We start from the raw sequence: 18,358 nt of genomic DNA, 5'->3' as shown, positions 1-18,358 counted from the left end.
AGAGAGCCAGGGGACAGGAGCGATGGCCAGGACGTTCGAGGGCGGCTGCCTGTGTGGTGCCGTGCGCCTGTGCCTGGAAGACGAGCCCATCATCACCCATGCGTGCCACTGCCGGTTCTGCCAGCGGGTCACCGGCGCGCCGTTCGCGGTCAACGCCATGATCGAACTGGATCGAATCACGCTCACCGGCCAGGACCCTGAAGCGGTTCACACGCCTTCGGCCCTGCCGGCCGGGCAGAAGCTGCATCGCTGCCGGACCTGCCGGGCGATGCTCTGGAGCAACCATTCCCTGCTGGGCGACCGGATCGCGATCGTGCCGGTGGGCATCCTCGACGAGGCCCAGGTGATCGTCCCGGACATCCACTGCTTCACCGCGACCCGGCATCCCTGGGTGGTCCTGCCGGACGACCGGCCCTGCTTTGCCGGCGACTATGACAGCGAGCTGGTCTGGTCCGACCGGGTCAAGGCCAGGATCGGAGCGGCCCTTGCCGGCTGAGCCGCACGGGCCGCACCGCCGCGCCATCCTCACCGGCGGCCTGGCGCTGAGCCTGGTCATGCTCCTGCTGATCGGCGGCTCGGTGGGCCTGCACCGGCCGGTCCTCGTGCTGCTGATGCTGGCGGCAGCGGGCGGCGGCATCCTGGCGGTCAGCCGGCTGCTGCCGGGCACCACCGGCATCACCGTGACGCTCGCCGTGTGCATCGCGATCTACACCGCCCTGTTCGCCGCGGCATCCGTGTCGCTGTTCCGCCGGGCCTATCTGCCCGGGGAGGCACTCGCCTACTTCCTGCCGCTCCTGGGCCTCGTCGTCGGCATCGCCCGGCAGCGGCCGATGATCCTGGCACAGCTCCAGCGCCCGCCCCGCCGCGCCACCAGGCGGATCCTCCAGCGCGGGCTGGTCTGGCTGGGCGCTTGCACGCTGGCCGGTGCCGTGGCCGTGGTCCTGCTCCCGGCGGATGAGCATCCTACGGCGGTGACCCTGGCGCTCCTGGGTGCGGCGGCGCTCACCGGGACGCTCTGCCTCGGGTTCGCGGCGGATGTCGTGTTCCTGCTCAACGAGACCGGGCTCCTGTTCCGGATCTTCCTGCGGCGGATGCAGGCGCGGATCGTGCCGGTGTTCGCCTTCGTGATCGTCTACTTGATGATCGGCATCGTGTTCGCCGCCCTGTTCGCCATGCTCGACCACGTGACCAGCGAGCCCGCCTTTGCGATCGCCGGCACGCCCGGCAAGCTGGCGCTGCCCGATGCCATCTACTTCTCCTTCATCAACCTCAGCACCATCGGCTATGGCGACATCACCCCGCTGCACGCGTTCGCCCGGCTGCTGGTGATCGCCGAGATCATCTTCGGCGTGGTGCTGCTGCTGTTCGCCTTCTCCGAGATCGCGGCCTACGACCCGGAGCTGGAATGGCGGGAGGAGGAGCAGGAAGCGGCGGCGCTGCGCCCGGCGGAAAAGGACTGACGTGACCCGGCACCCGGCGATCGAGGTGCTGGCGGTGTTCTTCCGCCTGGGCCTCACCTCGTTCGGCGGCCCGATCGCTCATCTCGGCTATTTCCGCGACGAGTTCGTGGTCCGCCGCCGGTGGCTGACCGAGGCGGCCTATGCCGACCTGGTGGCGCTGTGCCAGTTCCTGCCGGGCCCCGCCTCCAGCCAGGTCGGCATGGGGATCGGCCTGCTGCGCGCGGGCCTGCCAGGAGCAGGAGCGGCCTGGCTGGGCTTCACCCTGCCCTCTGCCGTGATCATGATTCTGTTCGCCCTGCTGGTCACCGACCTGGATCCGGGCTCGGCCGGCTGGTTGCGCGGGCTCAAGATCATGGCGGTGGCGGTGGTCGCCCAGGCGGTCGACGGCATGGCGCGCAGCCTCTGCCCGGACCGCACCCGGGCGAGCCTGGCCGCCATCGCTGCGGTGCTGGCGCTGCTGGTTCCAGGCGCGGCCGGGCAGCTTGCCGCCATCATGCTCGGCGGTGCCGTCGGTCTGCTCCTGCCGAAGGTGGCTCCTGCCGGGCAGGACGAGGCGCTGCGGGTACGGATCCCCACCAGCCTGGCGGCAGCCGCCTTGCTGCTCTTCGCGCTCCTGCTCGCAGGCCTGCCGCTCCTGGCCGGAAGCACGGGCAGCACAGCACTTGCGATCTTCGACCGCTTCTATCGTGTCGGTGCCCTGGTGTTCGGGGGCGGCCATGTCGTGCTGCCGCTCCTGCAGGGGGCCGTGGTGGCACCCGGCTGGGTGGATGCCGACCGGTTCCTGGCCGGCTATGCCATGGCCCAGGCCGTCCCGGGGCCACTGTTCACGTTCGGGGCCTATCTGGGCGTGGTGCTCCATCCGGCACCCAACGGGGTGGCCGGCGCCCTGCTCTGCCTGGTGGCACTCTTCGTCCCCTCCTTCCTCCTGGTGCTGGGCACCCTGCCCTTCTGGGCGGGCCTGCGCCGCCGCCCGCTGGTGCGCGCCGTCCTGACCGGGATCAACGCGGCCGTGGTCGGCATCCTCCTGGCGGCACTCTACGACCCGGTCTGGGTGTCGAGCATCCACCGTCCGGCCGACTTCGCCCTCGCCTTGCTGCTGTTCCTCCTGCTGACGATCTGGCGGCTGCCGGTCTGGCTGGTGGTGGCGGCAGCAGCGGCCGGCGGCATGGCGTCCAGCGCCTCGGGCCTCTGATCGGGCCCCCGCCATTTCACACGGAACCGCGTGGCATCCACCCGGGTTGACCGGACGCCCGGCAGCGGTGCCGGGCCAAGCCCGAAGAGCGTGCAGTAATGAGCAGCAAGCCGGTCCGCCATACGCTCGGCATCGAGGAAGAATATCTGCTGGTCGACCTGGAAACCCGCGCCCTGGTGCCCAGGCGCAACCCCCGGTTCTTCGCCGAGTGCCGCGAGGCCCTGGGCGACCAGGTCACGGGCGAGCTGCTCCAGTCGCAGATCGAGATCGCGACCGGGGTGTGCCGGACAGTCGGGCAGGCGCGCCGGGAGCTGGCGCGGCTGCGCGGCACGATCGCCACCATCGCGGGCCGCTACGGCATGGCGCCGGTGGCCAGCTCCACCCACCCGTTCTCGCGCTGGGACGAGCAGCTGACCAGCAAGGGGGCACGCTATCGCAAGATCGCCCAGGACTACCAGATGGTGGCCCGCCGTGTCCTGGTCTGCGGCATGCACATCCATGCCGGGATCGAGGATAAGGACCGGCGCATCCGGGTGATGAACAGGCTCATCCCCTACCTGCCGATCTTCCTGGCGCTCTCCACCTCCTCACCATTCTGGCAGGGTCATGCGACCGGGATGAAGGCATTCCGCCCGACCATCTTCGGCGAGTTCCCGCGCACCGGGATCCCGCAGGTGATGGCCAACTGGGCGGAATGGCAGGCCTTCACCGAGCTGTTCGCCTCGACCGGGCTCTGCACCGATTCGTCCAAGATCTGGTGGTACCTGCGCCCGAGCCTGCGCCAGCCGACGCTGGAACTGCGGATCGCGGAGGTCTGCACACGGCTTGAGGACACGCTCACGCTGGCTGCTCTCTACCAATCGCTGCTCGCGATGTTCGCCCGCACCGAGGAGCCGGAGCCGCACCGCTTCCAGAAGCTGGTCACCGAGGAGAACCAGTGGCGGGTGCAACTCGCCGGGGTCGAAGCAGAGATCGCCTGCCTGAAGCGCGGCCGGCTGGTGCCGATGCGCACCCTGGTGGCCGAGCTGGTCGAGGAACTCCAGGCGGATGCCGACGAGCTGGGCTGTGGTGTCGAGCTGCGGCGTGCCAACGACATCGTGGCGCGCGGCACCAGTGCGGAAGTCCAGCTCGCCGCCTGGTCCGCCGGCCGGGAGGACGACCTGCCGGAGCAGGAGGCGCTGGTCAGCGTGGTGGACGAGCTGGTGCGCCTCACCGTGGCGGGCACCAAGGCGGCCGCGTGAGGCCGCCCGGCCCATCCGCCATTCGCGGGCCCGTCATTCGTTGGCGATGATCTTCTCCGACTCCTCGAGCAGCTTCGGCATGCTCGCCTGATCCAGGCGCTCCAGCGCATCGGGCGCGAGGCGGAGGTGGACTGCGCCGATCAGCTCGTCGAGCTGGGCGAGGCTGGTGGCGCTCGCGATCGGTGCCGTGACCGAGGGCCTGGCCATCAGCCAGGCCAGCGCCACCTGGGCCGGCGTGCCGCCGGTCTCGGCCGCGACCTCGTCGAGGGCTGCCAGCACGCGCAGCCCGCGCTCCTCGAAGTTGCCGGCCAGCGCCTGGCCGCGCACGCTCTTGGAGAGGTCGGCCTCGCTGCGGTACTTGCCGGTCAGAAAACCCCGGGCCAGCGAGAAATAGGTGACCACGCCGAGCCCGGCTTCGCTTGCGACCTCTTCCAGCGCCACCTCGTAGGCGACCCGGTCGTAGAGATTGTAGTGTGGCTGGAGCACCTCGTAGCGCGGCCAGCCGTTCTTGGCCGAGAGCTCGAGCGCCTCGGCCAAGCGCGGTGCTTCGTAGTTGGAGGCGCCGATCGCCCGGACCTTGCCGGCCTGCACCAGCCGGGCAAACGCCTCCAGCGTTTCCTCGAGCGGCGTGTCCAGGTCATCCTGATGGGCGAAATAGAGGTCGATATGGTCGGTCTGCAGCCGGCGCAGCGAGGCCTCGACCTCCTCTTCGATCCAGGCGGCCTTCAGCCCGGTACGCCCGCCGCCCATGTCCATGCCGACCTTGGTGGCGAGCACGACCCGATTGCGGGCGCCCCGCGCCTGCATCCAGCGGCCGATGATCGTCTCGGATTCGCCACCCTGGTGGCCATCCACCCAGACCGAGTAGACATCGGCCGTATCGATCGCGTTCAGGCCGGCGTCGACGAAGCGGTCGAGCAGGTCCAACGAGGTCCGCTCGTCGGCGGTCCAGCCGAACACGTTGCCGCCGAACACGAGCGGCGCGATCCTGAGGCCCGACTTGCCGAGTTCCCGCTGTTCCAACTGCCTTCTCCATACCCGCGAGCGTTCCCGAACCAGTTGGGTCACGGGAGCTGCCAGGTAAAGGCCCTCCCCTCACCGGCTGGGGCACCTCGGCATCCGGTTCCAGGCGTCGAGGGCCGCGACCTTGTAGGCTTCGGCCAGTGTCGGGTAGTTGAAGGTGTTCTGGATGAAGTAGTCGAGCGTCCCGTTCAGGTTGATCACCGCCTGGCCGATATGGACGAGCTCGGTCGCCCCCTCCCCCACGATGTGGCAGCCGAGCAGGTGCTTGCCGTCCAGCGCGAAGATCAGCTTCATCATCCCGGCGTTCAGCCCCATGATCTGGCCACGCGACGTCTCGCGGAATCGGGCGATGCCGCACTCGTAGGCGATGCCCTGCTGGCGGACCTCCTCCTCGGTGAGCCCGACCGTCGAGATCTCCGGCACGGAATAGATGCCGTAGGGGAAGAAGCGCGGTGGCTCGTGCGCGGCGACGCCGAACGCATGGCAGGCGGCGAGCCGGCCCTGCTCCATGGAGGTCGAGGCGAGGCTGGGAAAGCCGATCACGTCGCCCGCGGCGTAGATGTGCTGCTGGCTGGTCTGGAAGGTCCGGGGATCGACCGAGAGGCGGCCGCGCGCATCCGCCTCGATCCCGCAAGCCTCGAGGCCCAGGCTCGTCGTAGCGCCAGAGCGGCCGGCGGCGTAGAGCACCATGTCGGCCTGGACCACCCTGCCATTCTCCAGCCGGACGATGCAGGGCCCATCCGCCGGCGTGTCGATCGCCGCGACCTTGCTGCCGAAGCGCAGGGTCGTGCCGCGGTCGCGCAACTGGTGGACCAGGTCGTCGACCAGCTCGTGGTCGAGGAACTCCAGCATGGCCGGGCGCGGCTCGATCAGGGTGACGGGCACGTCGAGCGCACTGAAGATGGTCGCGTACTCGACGCCGATCACCCCTGCCCCCACCACCGCCAGGTGGCGCGGCAGCCGGTCCATCTCCAGGATCTGGTCGCTGTCCAGGACCCTGCGGCCATCTAAAGGAATATGGTCCGGCCGATGCGGCCGGGTGCCGACCGCCAGCAGGAAGCGGTCGGCCGAGATCGTCAGCTGCTCGCCGGTGGCGGTCGCGACCTCGATCCGGTGCGGGTCGAGGAACCGCGCGGTGCCGGTGAGCGTCGTCACCCGGTTGCGCGCGAACTGGTGCTCCAGCACCTCGACCTCGTGGTTCAGGGTGATGTGCAGCCGGTTCAGGAGGTCGGCGGCAGAAATTTCCTTCTTCACCCGGTAGGAACGGCCATAGAAGCCGCGCTCGCGCCAGCCCGACAGGTTCAGGACCGTTTCACGCAGGGTCTTGCTCGGGATGGTGCCGGTATGTACCGAGACGCCGCCGACCCGGCGGCCCTGGTCCACCACCAGCACGTCCTTGCCGAGCTTGGCGGCCTGGACGGCACCCCGCCGGCCGGCGGGGCCGCTACCGATGACGATCAGATCGAAATGCATGGCTCATCGCTCCGGCCAGCGCCCCCCGACGCTGCCCGGATGATGAGCAAGGACCGTGCCAGCATGGTGAAGAAGCGGGCACGGCCGGCGGCTCAGGTCACCGTCTTCAGCATGCCGCCATCGATGTAATAGGTGGAGCCGACGCTGTAGGTGGCCTTGTCCGAGCAGAGGAAGACGAAGAAGTTCGCCACCTCCTCCGGGCTGGCGAACCGCTTGATCGGCGCGAACTCGTCGGCGATCCCCTGAATATAATCCTGCCAAGTCTTGCCGGTGCCATCGGTGAGCTGGGTGGCGGTCTTGACCCAGTCGGGCGTGAGGGTGAGGCCGAGATTGACCGCGTTGACCCGGATGTTGTGCGGGATCAGCTCGTTGGCGAGGTTCTTGGAGAACATCACCAGGGCCGCCTTGGTGGTGTTGTAGATCGGCTCATACCACAGGGGCTGGGTGGCGCAGATCGAGCAGTTGTGCAGGACCACGCCACCGCCGCGCCGGATCATCTGCGGGGCCAGGCCCCTGCCCAGCCGGACCGCGGCCATGACATGCAGATCCCAGTAGTACTGCCACTTGTCGTCGGGCGCTTCCAGGATCGTCTCGTTGCTGCCGGTCCCGGCATTGTTGATCAGGATGTCGGCGCCGCCGAACGCCTTCTCGACCTCCTGGACGATCGTATCGCAGCCGGCAGCGGTCGCCACGTCGACTTCCAGCGCCAGGGTGCGCACGCCGTGGCGGCCGGCGATCTCCTCGGCGGCCGATTGGGCGCGCTCGCCGTTGCGCGCCGCCACCACCACATGCGCGCCCTCGGCGGCCAGGCCATGGCCGATCGCCAGGCCGATCCCGATGCTGCCCCCGGTGATCACCGCCACCTTGTCGCGCAAGCCCAGATCCATCCTTCGTCCTCCCTCTGGCCGGCATTCTGTGCCGGCGTTTGCATCAACTGTCGCGCTGCCGGAGCGCTGCCTCCACCACCTGGCGAGTCGGTGCGTCCACCGCCGGCGTCACGCCGCCCCAGTGGCGAAAGCCCGGCACGGCCTGGTGCAGCAGCATGCCCAGACCATCCACCACCGGGTGGCCCCGCAGCCGGGCGCGGCGCAGAATGTCGGTTTCCAGCGGGGTGTAGACCAGATCCGCCACCGGCGCGGCAACGGGCAGGGCGTCCAGCGTCAGGTCGAGCGGAGGCTGGCCCTTCATGCCGAGCGCCGTCGACTGCACCAGCAGCCCGGCACCGTCCAGCGCCCCTGCCCGCTCCGCCCAGCCGAGCGGGGTAACGGTGACACCGGGAAACATCGCCTGAAGCTCGGCGGCGAGCGCCTCCGCCTTGGCCAGGGTGCGGTTGACCAGACGCAGGCCGGGCACCCCGGCATCCAGCAGCGTGACCGCGACCGCGCGGGCAGCGCCGCCGGTCCCGACCAGCACCGCCTCGCCCTGCCCCGGATGCCACCCGGGCGCCTGCTCGGTCAGGTTGGCGAGAAAGCCCAGGCCGTCGGTGCACGCACCCAGCAGGCTGCCATCCTCCTGCACCATCACCGTGTTGACCACGCCCATGCGCCGCGCACTCTCGTCGTGGCGGTCCACGGCGGCATAGGCCGCTTCCTTGTGCGGCAGGGTGACGTTGCAGCCGCGCAGGCCCAGCAGCGGCAGGGCCCGGATCGCAGCGATGGCGTTCTCTGGCCGGACCGGGAACGGGACATAGGCACCGTCGATGCCGTAGCGCTGGAACCAGTAGCCGTGCAGCAGCGGCGAGAGCGAGTGGGCGATCGGCCAGCCCATCACCCCTGCCACGCGCGCAGCACCGCTGATTGCCATGTTCGCTCCCCCTCGCCTCGCCCGGGCGCCCCGACCGCAGGTGCCACGTCCGGCGTCCGGCGTCGAGACGTGGCGCTGGATCCGACGTCGGATAGCGTGGCCGGTGCGCCACGTCATCCGACGTCGGATGTCCAGGCCACTTGCGGTGGCACCGGCGCCCGCGTAGCGATCGGGTTGGCTCCACCGATCGAGAGGCTCCGGACGTCCACATGGCGGTGACCATCGCGATCGCCAACCAGAAGGGCGGCGTCGCCAAGACGACCACGACCTTCCATCTCGCCCATGCGCTGACCCGACGTGGCCGGCGCGTGCTCATGATCGACGACGATCCGCAGGCCAGCCTGACCGTCTATGCCGGTCACGACCCCCGGGTGCTGGAAGGGCGCGACCAGACTCTCCACGCCTTGCTGTTCGACCGCCAGCCCATCGACAAGGTCCTGCTCGGCGAAGCACCCACTCTGCTGCCGGCCTCGATCCGCCTGGCTTCCGCCGAGAGCGAGCTGGTCGCCGCCTGGAACGGTGCCACCCTGGTCCGAGACAAGCTGGCGCCCCTGGCGGAGCGGTTCGACGTCATTCTGATCGACTGCTCGCCCTCGCTGGGACTGCTCACGGTGAACGCACTGGCAGCCGCCGACCAGGTGCTGGTGCCGGTCAAGACGGACTATCTCTCGATCATGGGCGTGTCGCTGCTGTTCGACACGATCGACCGGATCCGGACCCGGCTCAACCCCGGGCTGGCGATCCTGGGTCTGCTGCCCACCATCCACGACGCCCGCAACCGGCACGACCGGGAAGCGCTGGAGGAATTGACCGCGGCGGTCGGTGCCAAGCACCGGGTGTTCGCCCCGGTGCGCCGCACCACCGCGTTCGACCGGGCGTCGGTCACCTCTGCGCCGGACGAGATCCGGGCGGACATCATCCGGGGTATCGAGGAGGTCGCCGATGCGATCGAACGCGAAATCCGCTAAGGTGGCGCGCCCGACCTTGCGCGACCGGATCGCCACCGACGCGCTGTTCCGCACTTCGGCCGACCTGCCGAAGATCGTGGAGCTGGATCTGGCCACGATCGACCCGGACCCGGAGCAGCCGCGCCGGCATTTCGATCCGCAGGCGCTGGAGGAATTGGCCGCTTCGATCGAGGCGCACGGTCTGCTGCAGCCGATCCTGGTCCGTCGTGCAGCCACGCCTGGCCGGTGGATCGTGGTCGCCGGCGAACGGCGCTGGCGGGCGTCCGGCGCGCTCGGGCGGGGCACCATCGCCGCGATCGTCAGCGACGGCGATCCACTGGAGCTGGCGCTGGTCGAGAATTTGCAGCGCGAGCAGCTGGGGCCGTTCGAGGAAGCGGCCGCGATCCTGCGCCTGATGCAGGAGAAGGGCTGGACCCAGGACGAGGTGGGCAGGGCGGTCGGCAAGAAGCAGAACACCGTCTCGGCGCTGCTGTCCCTGGCCCGGCTGCCCGACCGGATCCGCGAGGAGTATCCTGGCGTGCCCGGGCTCGGGCGATCGCTGCTGGTCGAGCTGGCCCAGGTCCAGGACGAGGAGGAGCAGCTCCGGCTCTGGGATCTCGCCAAGCAGGGACTGGCGACAGTGCGGCAGGTGCGCGCGGCCAGGCGGGCCCCGGTATCTTCCCGGCCGGCACCGGCGCGCCCCGCCGTGCGCATCGTGGGTGACAGCGGCCGGCGCCTGCTCAGCACGTTGGAGGCGGTCCAGGCGCAGGAGCTGGACGACGTCACCCGTACCACGCTGGAGCAGGTCTGGCTGCGGATCGGCAGCCTGCTCGGCAGAACCCGGTGAGGGCAGGCTCGCACCCTATCCGACGTCGGATACGCTAGTGCCATGACCCCCGCCATGCCCTTGCCTTCCTCCCGGATTCCCGCCGTCTCCCTGGAGCGGCTGGCACAGAACCGGCTCCTCGCCTCACTCTCCGCGGCGGAACGGCAACTCCTGTTGCCCGGTGCCGACATCGTCGAGCTGGCTGCGGACACGCTGCTGGTGGACAGCGGCGACGACGTGGTGAGCACCTATTTCCCGATCTCGGGCATGATTGCGGCCCTGGTCCTGGTGATGGCCGATGGCACGATTGCCGAGGCCGCGACCATCGGCAGGGAAGGGGCGATCGGCGGAGTGGTGAGTGCCGGTCACAAGCCGGCGTTTGCGCGCACGATCGTGCAGCTCCCGGGCAGCTGCCTCCGGATCGACACTGCCCGGCTGGAGGCGGCCAAGGCCAAAAGCCCGCGGCTGCACGACCTGTTCGCCCGCTATGCCGATGCCCTGCTGGCCCAGGTCCTGCAGTCGGTGGTCTGCAACGCCCTGCATCCGCTCGACCAGCGCTGCTGCCGCTGGCTGCTCTCCACCATGGATCGCGTCGGCAGCAACGAACTGAAGGTCACCCAGGAGTTCCTCGCCCAGATGCTCGGCGTGCAGCGCACCACGATGACGCGGACGCTGCGCGATCTCAGCAGGTGCGGCCTGATCCGCCAGGCGAGGGGCCGGATCATCATCCAGAGCCGTGAAGGCCTGGAAGGCGCGTCCTGCGATTGCCATGCCAGCGTGCGCCGGCACTTCCGGCGGATCCTGCCCGAGGTCCCTACACGGCCCTGAGCAGCCGTTCGCCGAAAAGACGAGAGCAGCCGGAGAATTGTCGCCCAGTGCACAGACAGTTATGATCGGTTCGTGCTTCTTCTTCCCCTGTTCGACCAGCCGCGGCGCTTCGTGGGCGACGGGCGGAGGCCAGAGGGTATGACGTTGGGATCCGCCGAATTGATCGTCCTGCTGGTCGAGGACGATCCGATCATCCTGCTCGACACCAGCATGACGCTGCAAAGCCTGGGTGCGGCCCGGGTGGATGCAGCACTGACGCTCGCCGAGGCCGAGGCCTTCGTGAACCGGCAGAGACCAGCCGTGGCGGTCATGGATATCGAGCTGCGCGATGGGACATCATTCCTGTTGGCGAACCGGCTGCAGCGAGAGGGCACTGCCTGCGTGTTCACCACGGGCCATGGCGCCGAGCTGCCGATCCCGCCGGACCTCCAGGACCTGCCGGTCATCGCCAAGCCCTATGATCCCGAACAGCTGCGGCTGGTGCTGAAACCCTATCTGGAGCGCCGAGCTTCCTGACGTGGCGACGCCCGCCGCAGGACCGGCTCCGGCAGGGGAGGGGGCGTCAGCTCCGGGCAGAACCGCTGCGCACCTCCGCCATCAGCCAATCCCGGAAGGCGCGCACCACCGGGCGATCGGCGCTGCGCCTGGGGGCCACCAGGAAATAGGCAAAGCCGGGCACGCTGAGCGAGAGCGCGAATGGCTGGACGAGCCGGCCCGCCGCCAGATCGTCGGCGACCAGGCTGGTATTGCCCAGCGCCACCCCCTGGCCATCCACCGCCGCCTGGATCGCGAGCGCACTCTGCTGGACATGCAGGCCGCGGCTGAGGTCGATGTCATCCAGCCCGGCCGCCAGGAGCCACATGCGCCAGTCCGGCCAGCTGCCGTCCTGTGACTGCCAAGCCTCGTGGATCAGGGCGTGATGGCGCAGGTCGTCGGGCACCCGCAGCGGCGGGTCACCGTCCAGCAGGCGCGGGCTGCAGACCGGGAAGACGTGCTCGTCGAACAGGCGGTCGCTGCGCAGGCCGGGATAGACCCCGGCACCGAAGCGAATCGCGACATCGACCTCGTCGCGCAGGAAATCGGCCAGCCGTTCGCTGACATCGAGCCGCACGTCGAGATCAGGATGGTGGCGGCGGAAGCGCTCCAGCCTCGGCACCAGCCATTTCGCGGCGAAGGAGAAGCCGGTGCTGATCTTCAGGCTCGGCCGCCCGGACGGCGCCCTGACCCGGTCGACCGCCTGGCCGATCCGGTCCAGCGCCTCGCCCACCGCTTCGAGCAGCACCTCGCCGGCCTCGGTCAGGCGCACGCTGCGGCTGGTGCGCCACAGGAGCCGCACGCCCAGCACCTCCTCGAGGCTGCGGATCTGGGCACTCACCGCCGCCGGCGTGACATCCAGTTCCTCCGCGGCCCGGGTGAAGTTCAGGTGCCGGGCGGCGGCCTCGAAGGTCCGCAGCATGCCTAGCCCGGGAATGAACCTCGCCATGGAAGCTGCACCCGATCGCCAACCAGGACTTGATGTTGCTTCAAGAACCGCTCGCTGGGCAAGCTGATAGGATCAGAGATAATTTGCACTTCATGGCTCATCAGAGCTGAAGGGCAAGTTGAAGATGGCTACCCAGATCGCGCCACTCCATGTTCAGAGATCCGGCTGGCCGAGCCTGTTTCCGTTGCTGGGCGCCATCTGGCGCCGCCTGGGCAGCGGCTTGCCGGACAACGCGGAGATCGGCCGCCTCAACCGGCTGCAGTGGCAGGACATCGGCGTGCCGCCGGCGGAACAGGCACGCATGGAAGAACTGCGCCTCATGGAGGCGTCGCGTGACTCGAACGCCCTGCTGTGGCGGCGCCTGATCTAGGGCCAGGGCAGGGGCCGTCGCCACGCATCACTAAAATATCTAACATCCTATCTACTTGCATGCTAGGCGATTGGCACCCATCTGCCCGCCCATGCAGGACGATCCCGCCAGCCACAGCACCTTCGGCCAGCTCGTCATCCATGTGGGCCGCCACTGGCGGCGCGCCGTGGACCAGGCGCTGGCCGAGTGCGGGCTGTCCCAGGCCACCGCCCTGCCGCTCCTCACGCTGCATCGGCTGGGCGACCATCAGCGGCCGGGTGCCCTCGCCGAGGAACTGTCCGTGGAAGGGCCGTCCCTGGTCAGGATCGTCGACCGGCTGGTCGCAGAGGGGCTGATCACCCGCCGCGAGGATCCGGCCGACCGGCGGGCGAAGATCCTGTCCCTGACCGAGGCGGGCCAGGAGCGGGTCCGCGAGATCGACCAGGTGGTGGTGGCATTCCGCCAGCGGATCCTGGCCGATATTCCTGCGGGCGAGCTCGCCGTCACCATGTCGGTGCTCCAGCGGATCGAGCAGATCCTGCTGCGCCCGGCCGGCCAGGCGGAATGATCAGCGTGGCCGGCCTCGGACGCACCGAATTCCTGTTCTCGGCCAAGACCTTCCTGGCAGCCCTGCTGGCGCTGTGGGTGGCGCTCAGCCTCGACCTGTCCCAGCCCTACTGGGCGATGGGTACGGTCTATATCGTCGCCCATCCGTTGGCCGGTGCGGTGACCTCCAAGGCAGTCTATCGCGTGCTGGGCACCCTGATCGGTGCGGTCGCTTCCGTGGCCCTGGTGCCGAACCTGGTCGATGCGCCGGAGCTGCTCTGCCTGGCCCTGGCCATCTGGGTCGGCGCCTGCCTGTTCGTCAGCCTGCTGGATCGCACGCCCCGTTCCTACGTGTTCATGCTGGCCGGCTATACCGCGGCGATCATCGGCTTTTCCTCCGTCACCCATCCAACCTTGATCTTCGACACCGCACTCGCGCGGACCGAGGAGATCACGCTCGGCATTCTCTGCTCGGCCGTGGTCAGCCGGGTCCTGTTTCCGCGCCATGTCGGGCCGATTGTCGCCACACGGATCGACCGCTGGCTGGCCGATGCCGGCCGGTGGGCGAACGACGTGCTGCTGCGCCAGAGCAGCGGCGGCACGGCCGAAGCGGACCGCCGGAGGCTGGCCGCGGACACGGTCGACCTGATCGCGCTTTCCACCCATCTCGCCTACGACACCTCGCGCTACCGGCACTCCGCCCGGCAGATGCAGGTGCTCCAGCAGCGCATGATCGCGCTCCTGCCGATCCTGTCGGCGCTGCGCGACCGGCTGGCGGCGGCCACGCCTGCCAACGCGATGGCGGCCCTGCTCGTGGCGATCAGCGACTGGATCGGCCGCGGCCTGGAGGCGCCCGTGGCAGAGGCCCAGCAACTGCGCCAGCAGATCGCGGGACTGCGGCCAGAGCAGCCGCGGGACTGGCACAGCCTGCTCCAGGCCAGCCTGTGCGCCCGCCTGGACGACCTGATCGACGTCTGGAGCGACTGCCTGGTCCTCCGCCAGGACATTCTGGCGGGCAGGGAGCGCCTGCCTTCCCACCTGCGCATGTCGTCCCGCTATGCCGGCGACGACAGCCTGCACCGTGACGTCGGGATGGCGGCCCTCTCGGGCGTGGCCGCCACGGTGGGCACGCTGGTCTGCTGCGTCTTCTGGATTGCCACCGGCTGGCAGGAAGGGGGCATGGCCGCGCAGATGGGGGCGGTGTTCTGCTCGATCTTCGCCGCCATGGACAATCCGGTGCCGATGCTCCGGCGCTTCACCCTGTTCCTGTGCGCGTCCCTGGTGCTGGTCCTGGCCTATCAGTTCGCCGTGCTGCCGATGGTGACCGGCTTCGAGGGACTGGCGCTGGTGCTGGCGCCGACCCTCCTGGTGAGCGGTGCGTTCATGGCGACGGCCAGATGGGGCATGGCCGGCTTCACCATCTCGGCGAACGTGCCGATGATGCTGGCGCTGCAGTCCCGCTACAATTCGGACTTCGCCACCTTCACCAACAGTGCGCTGGCAACGGTGGCAGGCGTGCTCGCCGCCACAGCCGTCACCGCGATCCTGCGCTCGATCGGCGCCGACCAGAGTGCGCGGCGCCTGCTGCGCGCCAGCCGCCGGGACATCGCGCGCGCCGCCAGCCGGGAGTATGGCCACGACCTCCACCGGCTGATCCGGCGCGTGGTCGACCGGCTGGGCCTGCTGGTACCGCGCCTGGCCGATGCCGGGGGCGCGGCCAGGGAAACGGACGCTGTGCTGGCGGACCTGCGCGCCAGCATCAACATCATGGAGTTGCGCAGCCTGCGTCACACCCTCACGCCGGAAGATCGCGAGACCGTTGCCGCACTGCTCGACCCGCTGAGCCGGCACTTTCGCGGTGAACGGGCCGATCCGGCTGGCCGCGAGCGGCTGGCGGCGGGCCTCGACGCCGTCATGACCCGCCTGATGAGGCGGGCAGGTCCCGATCGGGCAACCGACGCGGCACTCCTGGCCCTGTTCGGCATCCGGCGCGCCATCCTGCCGGCCGGCGGGCCGGTCATGCCCGAGAACCGTCCGCAGGAAGTCGCCTGATGCCCGGTGAGATCGACCTCTACGGTGTCTTCCTGCCGGCCCTGCTGGTGTACGCGGTGCTCGCGCTGGCGCTGAAGGAGCTCGCCAGCCGCCTGCTGGTGCGGATCGGTGCCTATCGCTTCGTCTGGCATCGCCCGCTCTTCGACCTTGCCCTGTTCGTACTGCTGCTGGGCGGCGTCGCCGCCCTGGCGGCCCGCATCTAGAGACGTTTCCATGAGCCGCTATCTCGTCCGGACCAGCCAGGTGCTGGTCACTCTCCTGGTCCTTGCTGCCGCCGCCTTCGTCGGCTGGCAGCTCTGGGACTACTACATGCGGGCACCCTGGACCCGGGACGGACGGGTGCGGGCCGACGTGGTCGGGGTGGCCCCGGACGTTTCCGGCATGGTCGCGGAAGTGCTGGTGCGGGACAACGAGAAGGTGGTGCAGGGCCAGGTGCTGTTCCGCCTGGACCAGGCGCGGTTCGCCCTGGCGCTGCGCCAGAGCGAGGCGGCTGTCGCCAACAGCCAGGCGGCGCTGGACCAGGCACAGCGCGACGTCGAACGCTACGGATATCTGGCCGAAGACGTCGTGGCCCGGCAGAAGCAGGAGCAGGTCGCCACGACGGCAGCGCAGGCTCAGGCCGCCCTGCGCCTCGCGGAGGCCGATCGAGACCTGGCGGCACTCAACCTGACGCGCTCCGAGATCCGGGCGCCGGTGGCAGGCGTGATCACCAACCTCACGCTGCGCCCGGGCGACTACGTCACTGCCGGAAAGGCGGTCACCGCCCTGGTCGACGACGCCTCCTTCTATGTCGCCGGCTATTTCGAGGAAACCAAGCTCGCCAGGATCCGGGTGGGCGACCGGGTGGAGGTCCGCCTGATGGGCGGCGGCACCGTGCTCGGCGGCAGGATCGAGAGCATCGCCGCGGGCATCGAGGACCGCGAGCGCAGCGACGGCCTGCTGGCCAACGTCAACCCGACCTTCGCCTGGGTGCGGCTCGCCCAGCGCGTGCCGGTACGGGTGGCGCTCGACCCGCTACCCGAGGGCACCCGGCTCGTGGCCGGCCAGACCGCGACGGTGTCGGTGCTGCCGGCACCGCGCTGACGAGGCGGGCGCTCAGTCGTTCAGGCCGGTGCAGTTGCCCTCCGCCTCGCAGTCATGGGTGAGATCCTTGCCGGCACTGCCGCCGTCCTGCACGGCAAACTCGCCCTGCTCGTCCCAGTGCAGCCGGGGTGCGGCACTCCAGCCCGGCAGGCCATCGGTCCAGGCGTTGAAATCGGCGGCGTTATGGATGAACGGGCGGCGGCAGATGCGGACGGTGCCGGTGGTGCGCGCACCGCTGATGGTCACCGCATCGTCGGTATAGCCGCGGCCCGCCAGGATCAGCTGCGCGTCGCCGATGATCTCGTTCCGGCCGGATCGGTGGTGAAGCCGGCCAGAAGAAGGGCCAGGCCGAGCAGCGGGCCATGCGGCAGTTCATTCGTTCTCCAGCGCTTCCGCCGTCAGGCTGCCGCCAAGGGCGGTCAGCAGGGCTGTGCATTTGAGGTGGAGCTCTGCCAGTTCCTCGGCCGGGTCGGACAGATCGACGATCGCACCGCCCGCACCGATCCGCACCGTACCGCCATGCAGCACGGCGGTGCGGATCACGATGGAGAGATCGACGCTGCCGTCCAGCCCGACATAGCCTATCGCACCGGAATAGATCCCGCGCGGCCGGCCCTCCAGCTCGTCCAGGATCGCCATGGTGCGCAGCTTGGGTGCCCCGGTCATGGAGCCCCCCGGAAACGTCGCTTCGATGCAGTCGATGGGCGAGCAGACAGCGGCGAGCTGGCCGCGGACGGTCGACACCATCTGGTGGACGGTCGCATAGGGCTCGATGGCGAACAGGCCGTCGACCCGGACGCTGCCGGCCTCACAGACCCGGCCCAGGTCGTTGCGCAGCAAATCGACGATCATCAGATGCTCGGAGCGGTCCTTGACGCTGGCACACAGCCGCTCGGCCAGTATCCGGTCTTCTGCTGCATCCCGGCCTCTGCGGATGGTGCCCTTGATCGGGCGGGCCTCGACCGCGCCATCCGGCCCGATCCGCAAGAAGCGCTCGGGCGAGGAGGACAGGACCGCCAGGTCGCCGAAGCGCAAGAACGCCGCGAACGGCGCCGGATTGACCTGCCGCAACCGGCGATAGGCGGCAAGCGGCTCGATCTCGCCCTGTGCCGCCAGCTCGTTGGTGAGGCAGACCTCGTAGCTCTCGCCGCGCCGGATCGCCTCCTTGGCCACGCGGATCTGCGCCAGATAGGTCTGGTCGTCCTGATGCGGGGCAAAGCGCAGCGGCGTGGCCGGGGGGCGCGGCGGGGGGAGGGCAGGGGCCTCCCGGATGCGGGCCGCGACGGCATCGAACCAGGCCGCCGCACGCCCGGCCGCGTCCGCGTGGTCGGCTGCCAGCAGGACGATGCGGTCCTGCTGGTGATCGAAGGCAATGATGCGGTCGGCGAAGATCAGCTGGGCATCCGGCGTGGTGGCCTGGTGGGCGGCTGCTGCCCCGGCATCCGCCTTCAGCTCGTAACCGAGATAGCCGATCCAGCCCGGCAGGCACGGCACGTCCAGCCCGGCCGGCCGCTCGACGCGGCGCTCGGTGAGCCAGCGTTCGAGGGCGTCGAACAGCCGCTCCCGGGACTTCATGCCGTTCACCGAGAGCTGGCGCCCCGCCACCCGGTAGCTGATCCGCTCGGCCAGCGGGCCGGACGCGTCGCCCATGAACGACCAGCGGCCGAGCTGGGCGGTCACAGCGGCACTGTCCAGCCAGAATGCATCCGCCGATTCGCCGTAAAGGGCGGCAAAGCAGCGTTCGGGCGAGACGCCGCCGGGCAGCTCCCGGGTGAAGATGCGCAAGCCTGGCGATGCTGTGCGGGCCGGGCGGGGAGGCGGCTGCCGTGCTGGCCAGGGCCGGCCCGGGGGGATCTCGGCCAGGAAGTTGCGCAAGAGGGCCGCCCCATGTTCGGTGGCGATCGATTCCGGGTGGAACTGGACACCGTGGACCGGCCGCGCGCAGTGGCGCAGGCCCATGATGGTGCCGTCCTCGGCAAAGGCATTGGCCACGAGCCCGGTTCCTGGCCGGGTCACCAGCAGGGAATGGTAGCGGATCGCCTGGAAGTCCTG

General features: G+C 69.7%; 20 protein-coding genes. 13 read left to right on the top strand and 7 right to left on the bottom strand.

The window, feature by feature from the left end; all coding sequences use genetic code 11:
- Window positions 1–22 precede the first annotated feature (22 nt).
- From VNS22_RS20140 to VNS22_RS20125, 4 genes are all read left to right on the top strand, one after another.
- Window positions 23–496 carry a GFA family protein gene (locus tag VNS22_RS20140; RefSeq protein ID WP_325735602.1) on the top strand — a complete coding sequence of 158 codons (474 nt, stop codon included), beginning with the start codon at window positions 23–25 and terminating at the stop codon, window positions 494–496.
- A complete protein-coding gene (locus VNS22_RS20135) occupies window positions 486–1,460 on the top strand; it encodes a potassium channel family protein (protein ID WP_325735600.1) in 975 nt (324 codons plus the stop codon). The genes VNS22_RS20140 and VNS22_RS20135 overlap by 11 nt, the downstream gene beginning before the upstream one ends.
- A 1-nt stretch (window position 1,461) precedes the next feature.
- Complete coding sequence (gene chrA / locus VNS22_RS20130) at window positions 1,462–2,652, top strand: chromate efflux transporter (protein WP_325735599.1); 1,191 nt, start codon at window positions 1,462–1,464, stop codon at window positions 2,650–2,652.
- Window positions 2,653–2,750: 98 nt separating this feature from the next.
- A complete protein-coding gene (locus VNS22_RS20125) occupies window positions 2,751–3,893 on the top strand; it encodes a carboxylate-amine ligase (protein ID WP_325735597.1) in 1,143 nt (380 codons plus the stop codon).
- Between the two features lie 33 nt (window positions 3,894–3,926).
- Here the strand turns inward: VNS22_RS20125 and VNS22_RS20120 are convergent, their stop codons facing one another.
- The 4 genes from VNS22_RS20120 to VNS22_RS20105 all read right to left on the bottom strand — a co-directional run bounded on the left by VNS22_RS20120 (window position 3,927) and on the right by VNS22_RS20105 (window position 8,192).
- Window positions 3,927–4,916 carry an aldo/keto reductase gene (locus tag VNS22_RS20120; RefSeq protein ID WP_325735595.1) on the bottom strand — a complete coding sequence of 330 codons (990 nt, stop codon included), beginning with the start codon at window positions 4,914–4,916 and terminating at the stop codon, window positions 3,927–3,929.
- A gap of 72 nt (window positions 4,917–4,988) precedes the next feature.
- Entirely contained in the window at window positions 4,989–6,389 is a 1,401-nt protein-coding gene (sthA, locus tag VNS22_RS20115) for a Si-specific NAD(P)(+) transhydrogenase (RefSeq protein WP_325735593.1), read from the bottom strand.
- Window positions 6,390–6,481: 92 nt separating this feature from the next.
- A complete protein-coding gene (locus VNS22_RS20110; protein WP_325735591.1) occupies window positions 6,482–7,276 on the bottom strand; it encodes an SDR family oxidoreductase in 795 nt (264 codons plus the stop codon).
- 43 nt (window positions 7,277–7,319) lie between these two features.
- Window positions 7,320–8,192, bottom strand: coding sequence for a shikimate dehydrogenase (locus VNS22_RS20105; protein ID WP_325735589.1), 873 nt, complete (start codon window positions 8,190–8,192; stop codon window positions 7,320–7,322).
- 209 nt (window positions 8,193–8,401) lie between these two features.
- Between VNS22_RS20105 and VNS22_RS20100 the strand changes: the two genes are divergently transcribed.
- The 4 genes from VNS22_RS20100 to VNS22_RS20085 all read left to right on the top strand — a co-directional run bounded on the left by VNS22_RS20100 (window position 8,402) and on the right by VNS22_RS20085 (window position 11,309).
- The gene (locus VNS22_RS20100) at window positions 8,402–9,160 is read left to right on the top strand and encodes an AAA family ATPase (RefSeq protein ID WP_325735587.1); all 759 of its coding nucleotides are present in this window, start codon (window positions 8,402–8,404) and stop codon (window positions 9,158–9,160) included.
- On the top strand, window positions 9,135–9,986 hold the full coding sequence (locus VNS22_RS20095) for a ParB/RepB/Spo0J family partition protein (RefSeq protein WP_325735585.1): 852 nt from the start codon (window positions 9,135–9,137) through the stop codon (window positions 9,984–9,986). The genes VNS22_RS20100 and VNS22_RS20095 overlap by 26 nt, the downstream gene beginning before the upstream one ends.
- 42 nt (window positions 9,987–10,028) lie before the next feature.
- Window positions 10,029–10,793, top strand: a complete 765-nt coding sequence (locus VNS22_RS20090; protein WP_325735583.1) for a Crp/Fnr family transcriptional regulator — start codon at window positions 10,029–10,031, stop codon at window positions 10,791–10,793.
- A 138-nt stretch (window positions 10,794–10,931) separates the two neighbouring features.
- Complete coding sequence (locus tag VNS22_RS20085) at window positions 10,932–11,309, top strand: response regulator (RefSeq protein WP_325735581.1); 378 nt, start codon at window positions 10,932–10,934, stop codon at window positions 11,307–11,309.
- A gap of 46 nt (window positions 11,310–11,355) precedes the next feature.
- On the opposite strand, the gene VNS22_RS20080 is transcribed toward VNS22_RS20085, so the two are convergent.
- Window positions 11,356–12,276 (bottom strand): transcriptional regulator GcvA, encoded by a 921-nt coding sequence (locus VNS22_RS20080; RefSeq protein ID WP_325735579.1) that lies wholly within the window; start codon window positions 12,274–12,276, stop codon window positions 11,356–11,358.
- Between the two features lie 124 nt (window positions 12,277–12,400).
- Between VNS22_RS20080 and VNS22_RS20075 the strand changes: the two genes are divergently transcribed.
- The 5 genes from VNS22_RS20075 (at window position 12,401) to VNS22_RS20055 (ending at window position 16,306) form a co-directional block, all read left to right on the top strand.
- Window positions 12,401–12,646 (top strand): hypothetical protein, encoded by a 246-nt coding sequence (locus VNS22_RS20075; protein WP_325735577.1) that lies wholly within the window; start codon window positions 12,401–12,403, stop codon window positions 12,644–12,646.
- Between the two features lie 70 nt (window positions 12,647–12,716).
- Complete coding sequence (locus tag VNS22_RS20070; protein WP_325735575.1) at window positions 12,717–13,193, top strand: MarR family winged helix-turn-helix transcriptional regulator; 477 nt, start codon at window positions 12,717–12,719, stop codon at window positions 13,191–13,193.
- Window positions 13,194–13,198: 5 nt separating this feature from the next.
- Window positions 13,199–15,223, top strand: coding sequence for an FUSC family protein (locus tag VNS22_RS20065; protein ID WP_325735573.1), 2,025 nt, complete (start codon window positions 13,199–13,201; stop codon window positions 15,221–15,223).
- Complete coding sequence (locus VNS22_RS20060; protein WP_325735571.1) at window positions 15,223–15,426, top strand: DUF1656 domain-containing protein; 204 nt, start codon at window positions 15,223–15,225, stop codon at window positions 15,424–15,426. Before VNS22_RS20065 ends, VNS22_RS20060 begins: the two co-directional genes overlap by 1 nt.
- 10 nt (window positions 15,427–15,436) lie before the next feature.
- The gene (locus tag VNS22_RS20055) at window positions 15,437–16,306 is read left to right on the top strand and encodes an HlyD family secretion protein (RefSeq protein WP_325735569.1); all 870 of its coding nucleotides are present in this window, start codon (window positions 15,437–15,439) and stop codon (window positions 16,304–16,306) included.
- 12 nt (window positions 16,307–16,318) lie between these two features.
- Here the strand turns inward: VNS22_RS20055 and VNS22_RS20050 are convergent, their stop codons facing one another.
- Together VNS22_RS20050 and pabB are read right to left on the bottom strand one after the other, a co-directional pair.
- Window positions 16,319–16,552, bottom strand: a complete 234-nt coding sequence (locus tag VNS22_RS20050) for a hypothetical protein (protein WP_325735567.1) — start codon at window positions 16,550–16,552, stop codon at window positions 16,319–16,321.
- 126 nt (window positions 16,553–16,678) lie between these two features.
- A partial coding sequence (gene pabB / locus VNS22_RS20045; protein WP_325735565.1) for an aminodeoxychorismate synthase component I occupies window positions 16,679–18,358 on the bottom strand: 1,680 nt, incomplete at its 5' end.

It is taken from the genome of Geminicoccus sp. (assembly GCF_035556675.1).
GTDB lineage: Bacteria > Pseudomonadota > Alphaproteobacteria > Geminicoccales > Geminicoccaceae > Geminicoccus.
The sequence above is the reverse complement of the archived record's forward strand: the minus strand, read 5'-3'. Positions and strand labels throughout refer to the sequence as shown.

Bases quoted from the DNA above. Each gene is read 5' to 3' on its own strand.
- VNS22_RS20140 (WP_325735602.1), top strand. From the start codon at position 23: ATGGCCAGGACGTTCGAGGGCGGCTGCCTGTGTGGTGCCGTGCGCCTG.
- VNS22_RS20125 (WP_325735597.1), top strand. From the start codon at position 2,751: ATGAGCAGCAAGCCGGTCCGCCATACGCTCGGCATCGAGGAAGAATAT.
- sthA (WP_325735593.1), bottom strand. From the start codon at position 6,389: ATGCATTTCGATCTGATCGTCATCGGTAGCGGCCCCGCCGGCCGGCGG.
- VNS22_RS20110 (WP_325735591.1), bottom strand. From the start codon at position 7,276: ATGGATCTGGGCTTGCGCGACAAGGTGGCGGTGATCACCGGGGGCAGC.
- VNS22_RS20105 (WP_325735589.1), bottom strand. From the start codon at position 8,192: ATGGCAATCAGCGGTGCTGCGCGCGTGGCAGGGGTGATGGGCTGGCCG.
- VNS22_RS20100 (WP_325735587.1), top strand. From the start codon at position 8,402: ATGGCGGTGACCATCGCGATCGCCAACCAGAAGGGCGGCGTCGCCAAG.
- VNS22_RS20095 (WP_325735585.1), top strand. From the start codon at position 9,135: ATGCGATCGAACGCGAAATCCGCTAAGGTGGCGCGCCCGACCTTGCGC.
- VNS22_RS20090 (WP_325735583.1), top strand. From the start codon at position 10,029: ATGACCCCCGCCATGCCCTTGCCTTCCTCCCGGATTCCCGCCGTCTCC.
- VNS22_RS20085 (WP_325735581.1), top strand. From the start codon at position 10,932: ATGACGTTGGGATCCGCCGAATTGATCGTCCTGCTGGTCGAGGACGAT.
- VNS22_RS20080 (WP_325735579.1), bottom strand. From the start codon at position 12,276: ATGGCGAGGTTCATTCCCGGGCTAGGCATGCTGCGGACCTTCGAGGCC.
- VNS22_RS20075 (WP_325735577.1), top strand. From the start codon at position 12,401: ATGGCTACCCAGATCGCGCCACTCCATGTTCAGAGATCCGGCTGGCCG.
- VNS22_RS20060 (WP_325735571.1), top strand. From the start codon at position 15,223: ATGCCCGGTGAGATCGACCTCTACGGTGTCTTCCTGCCGGCCCTGCTG.
- VNS22_RS20055 (WP_325735569.1), top strand. From the start codon at position 15,437: ATGAGCCGCTATCTCGTCCGGACCAGCCAGGTGCTGGTCACTCTCCTG.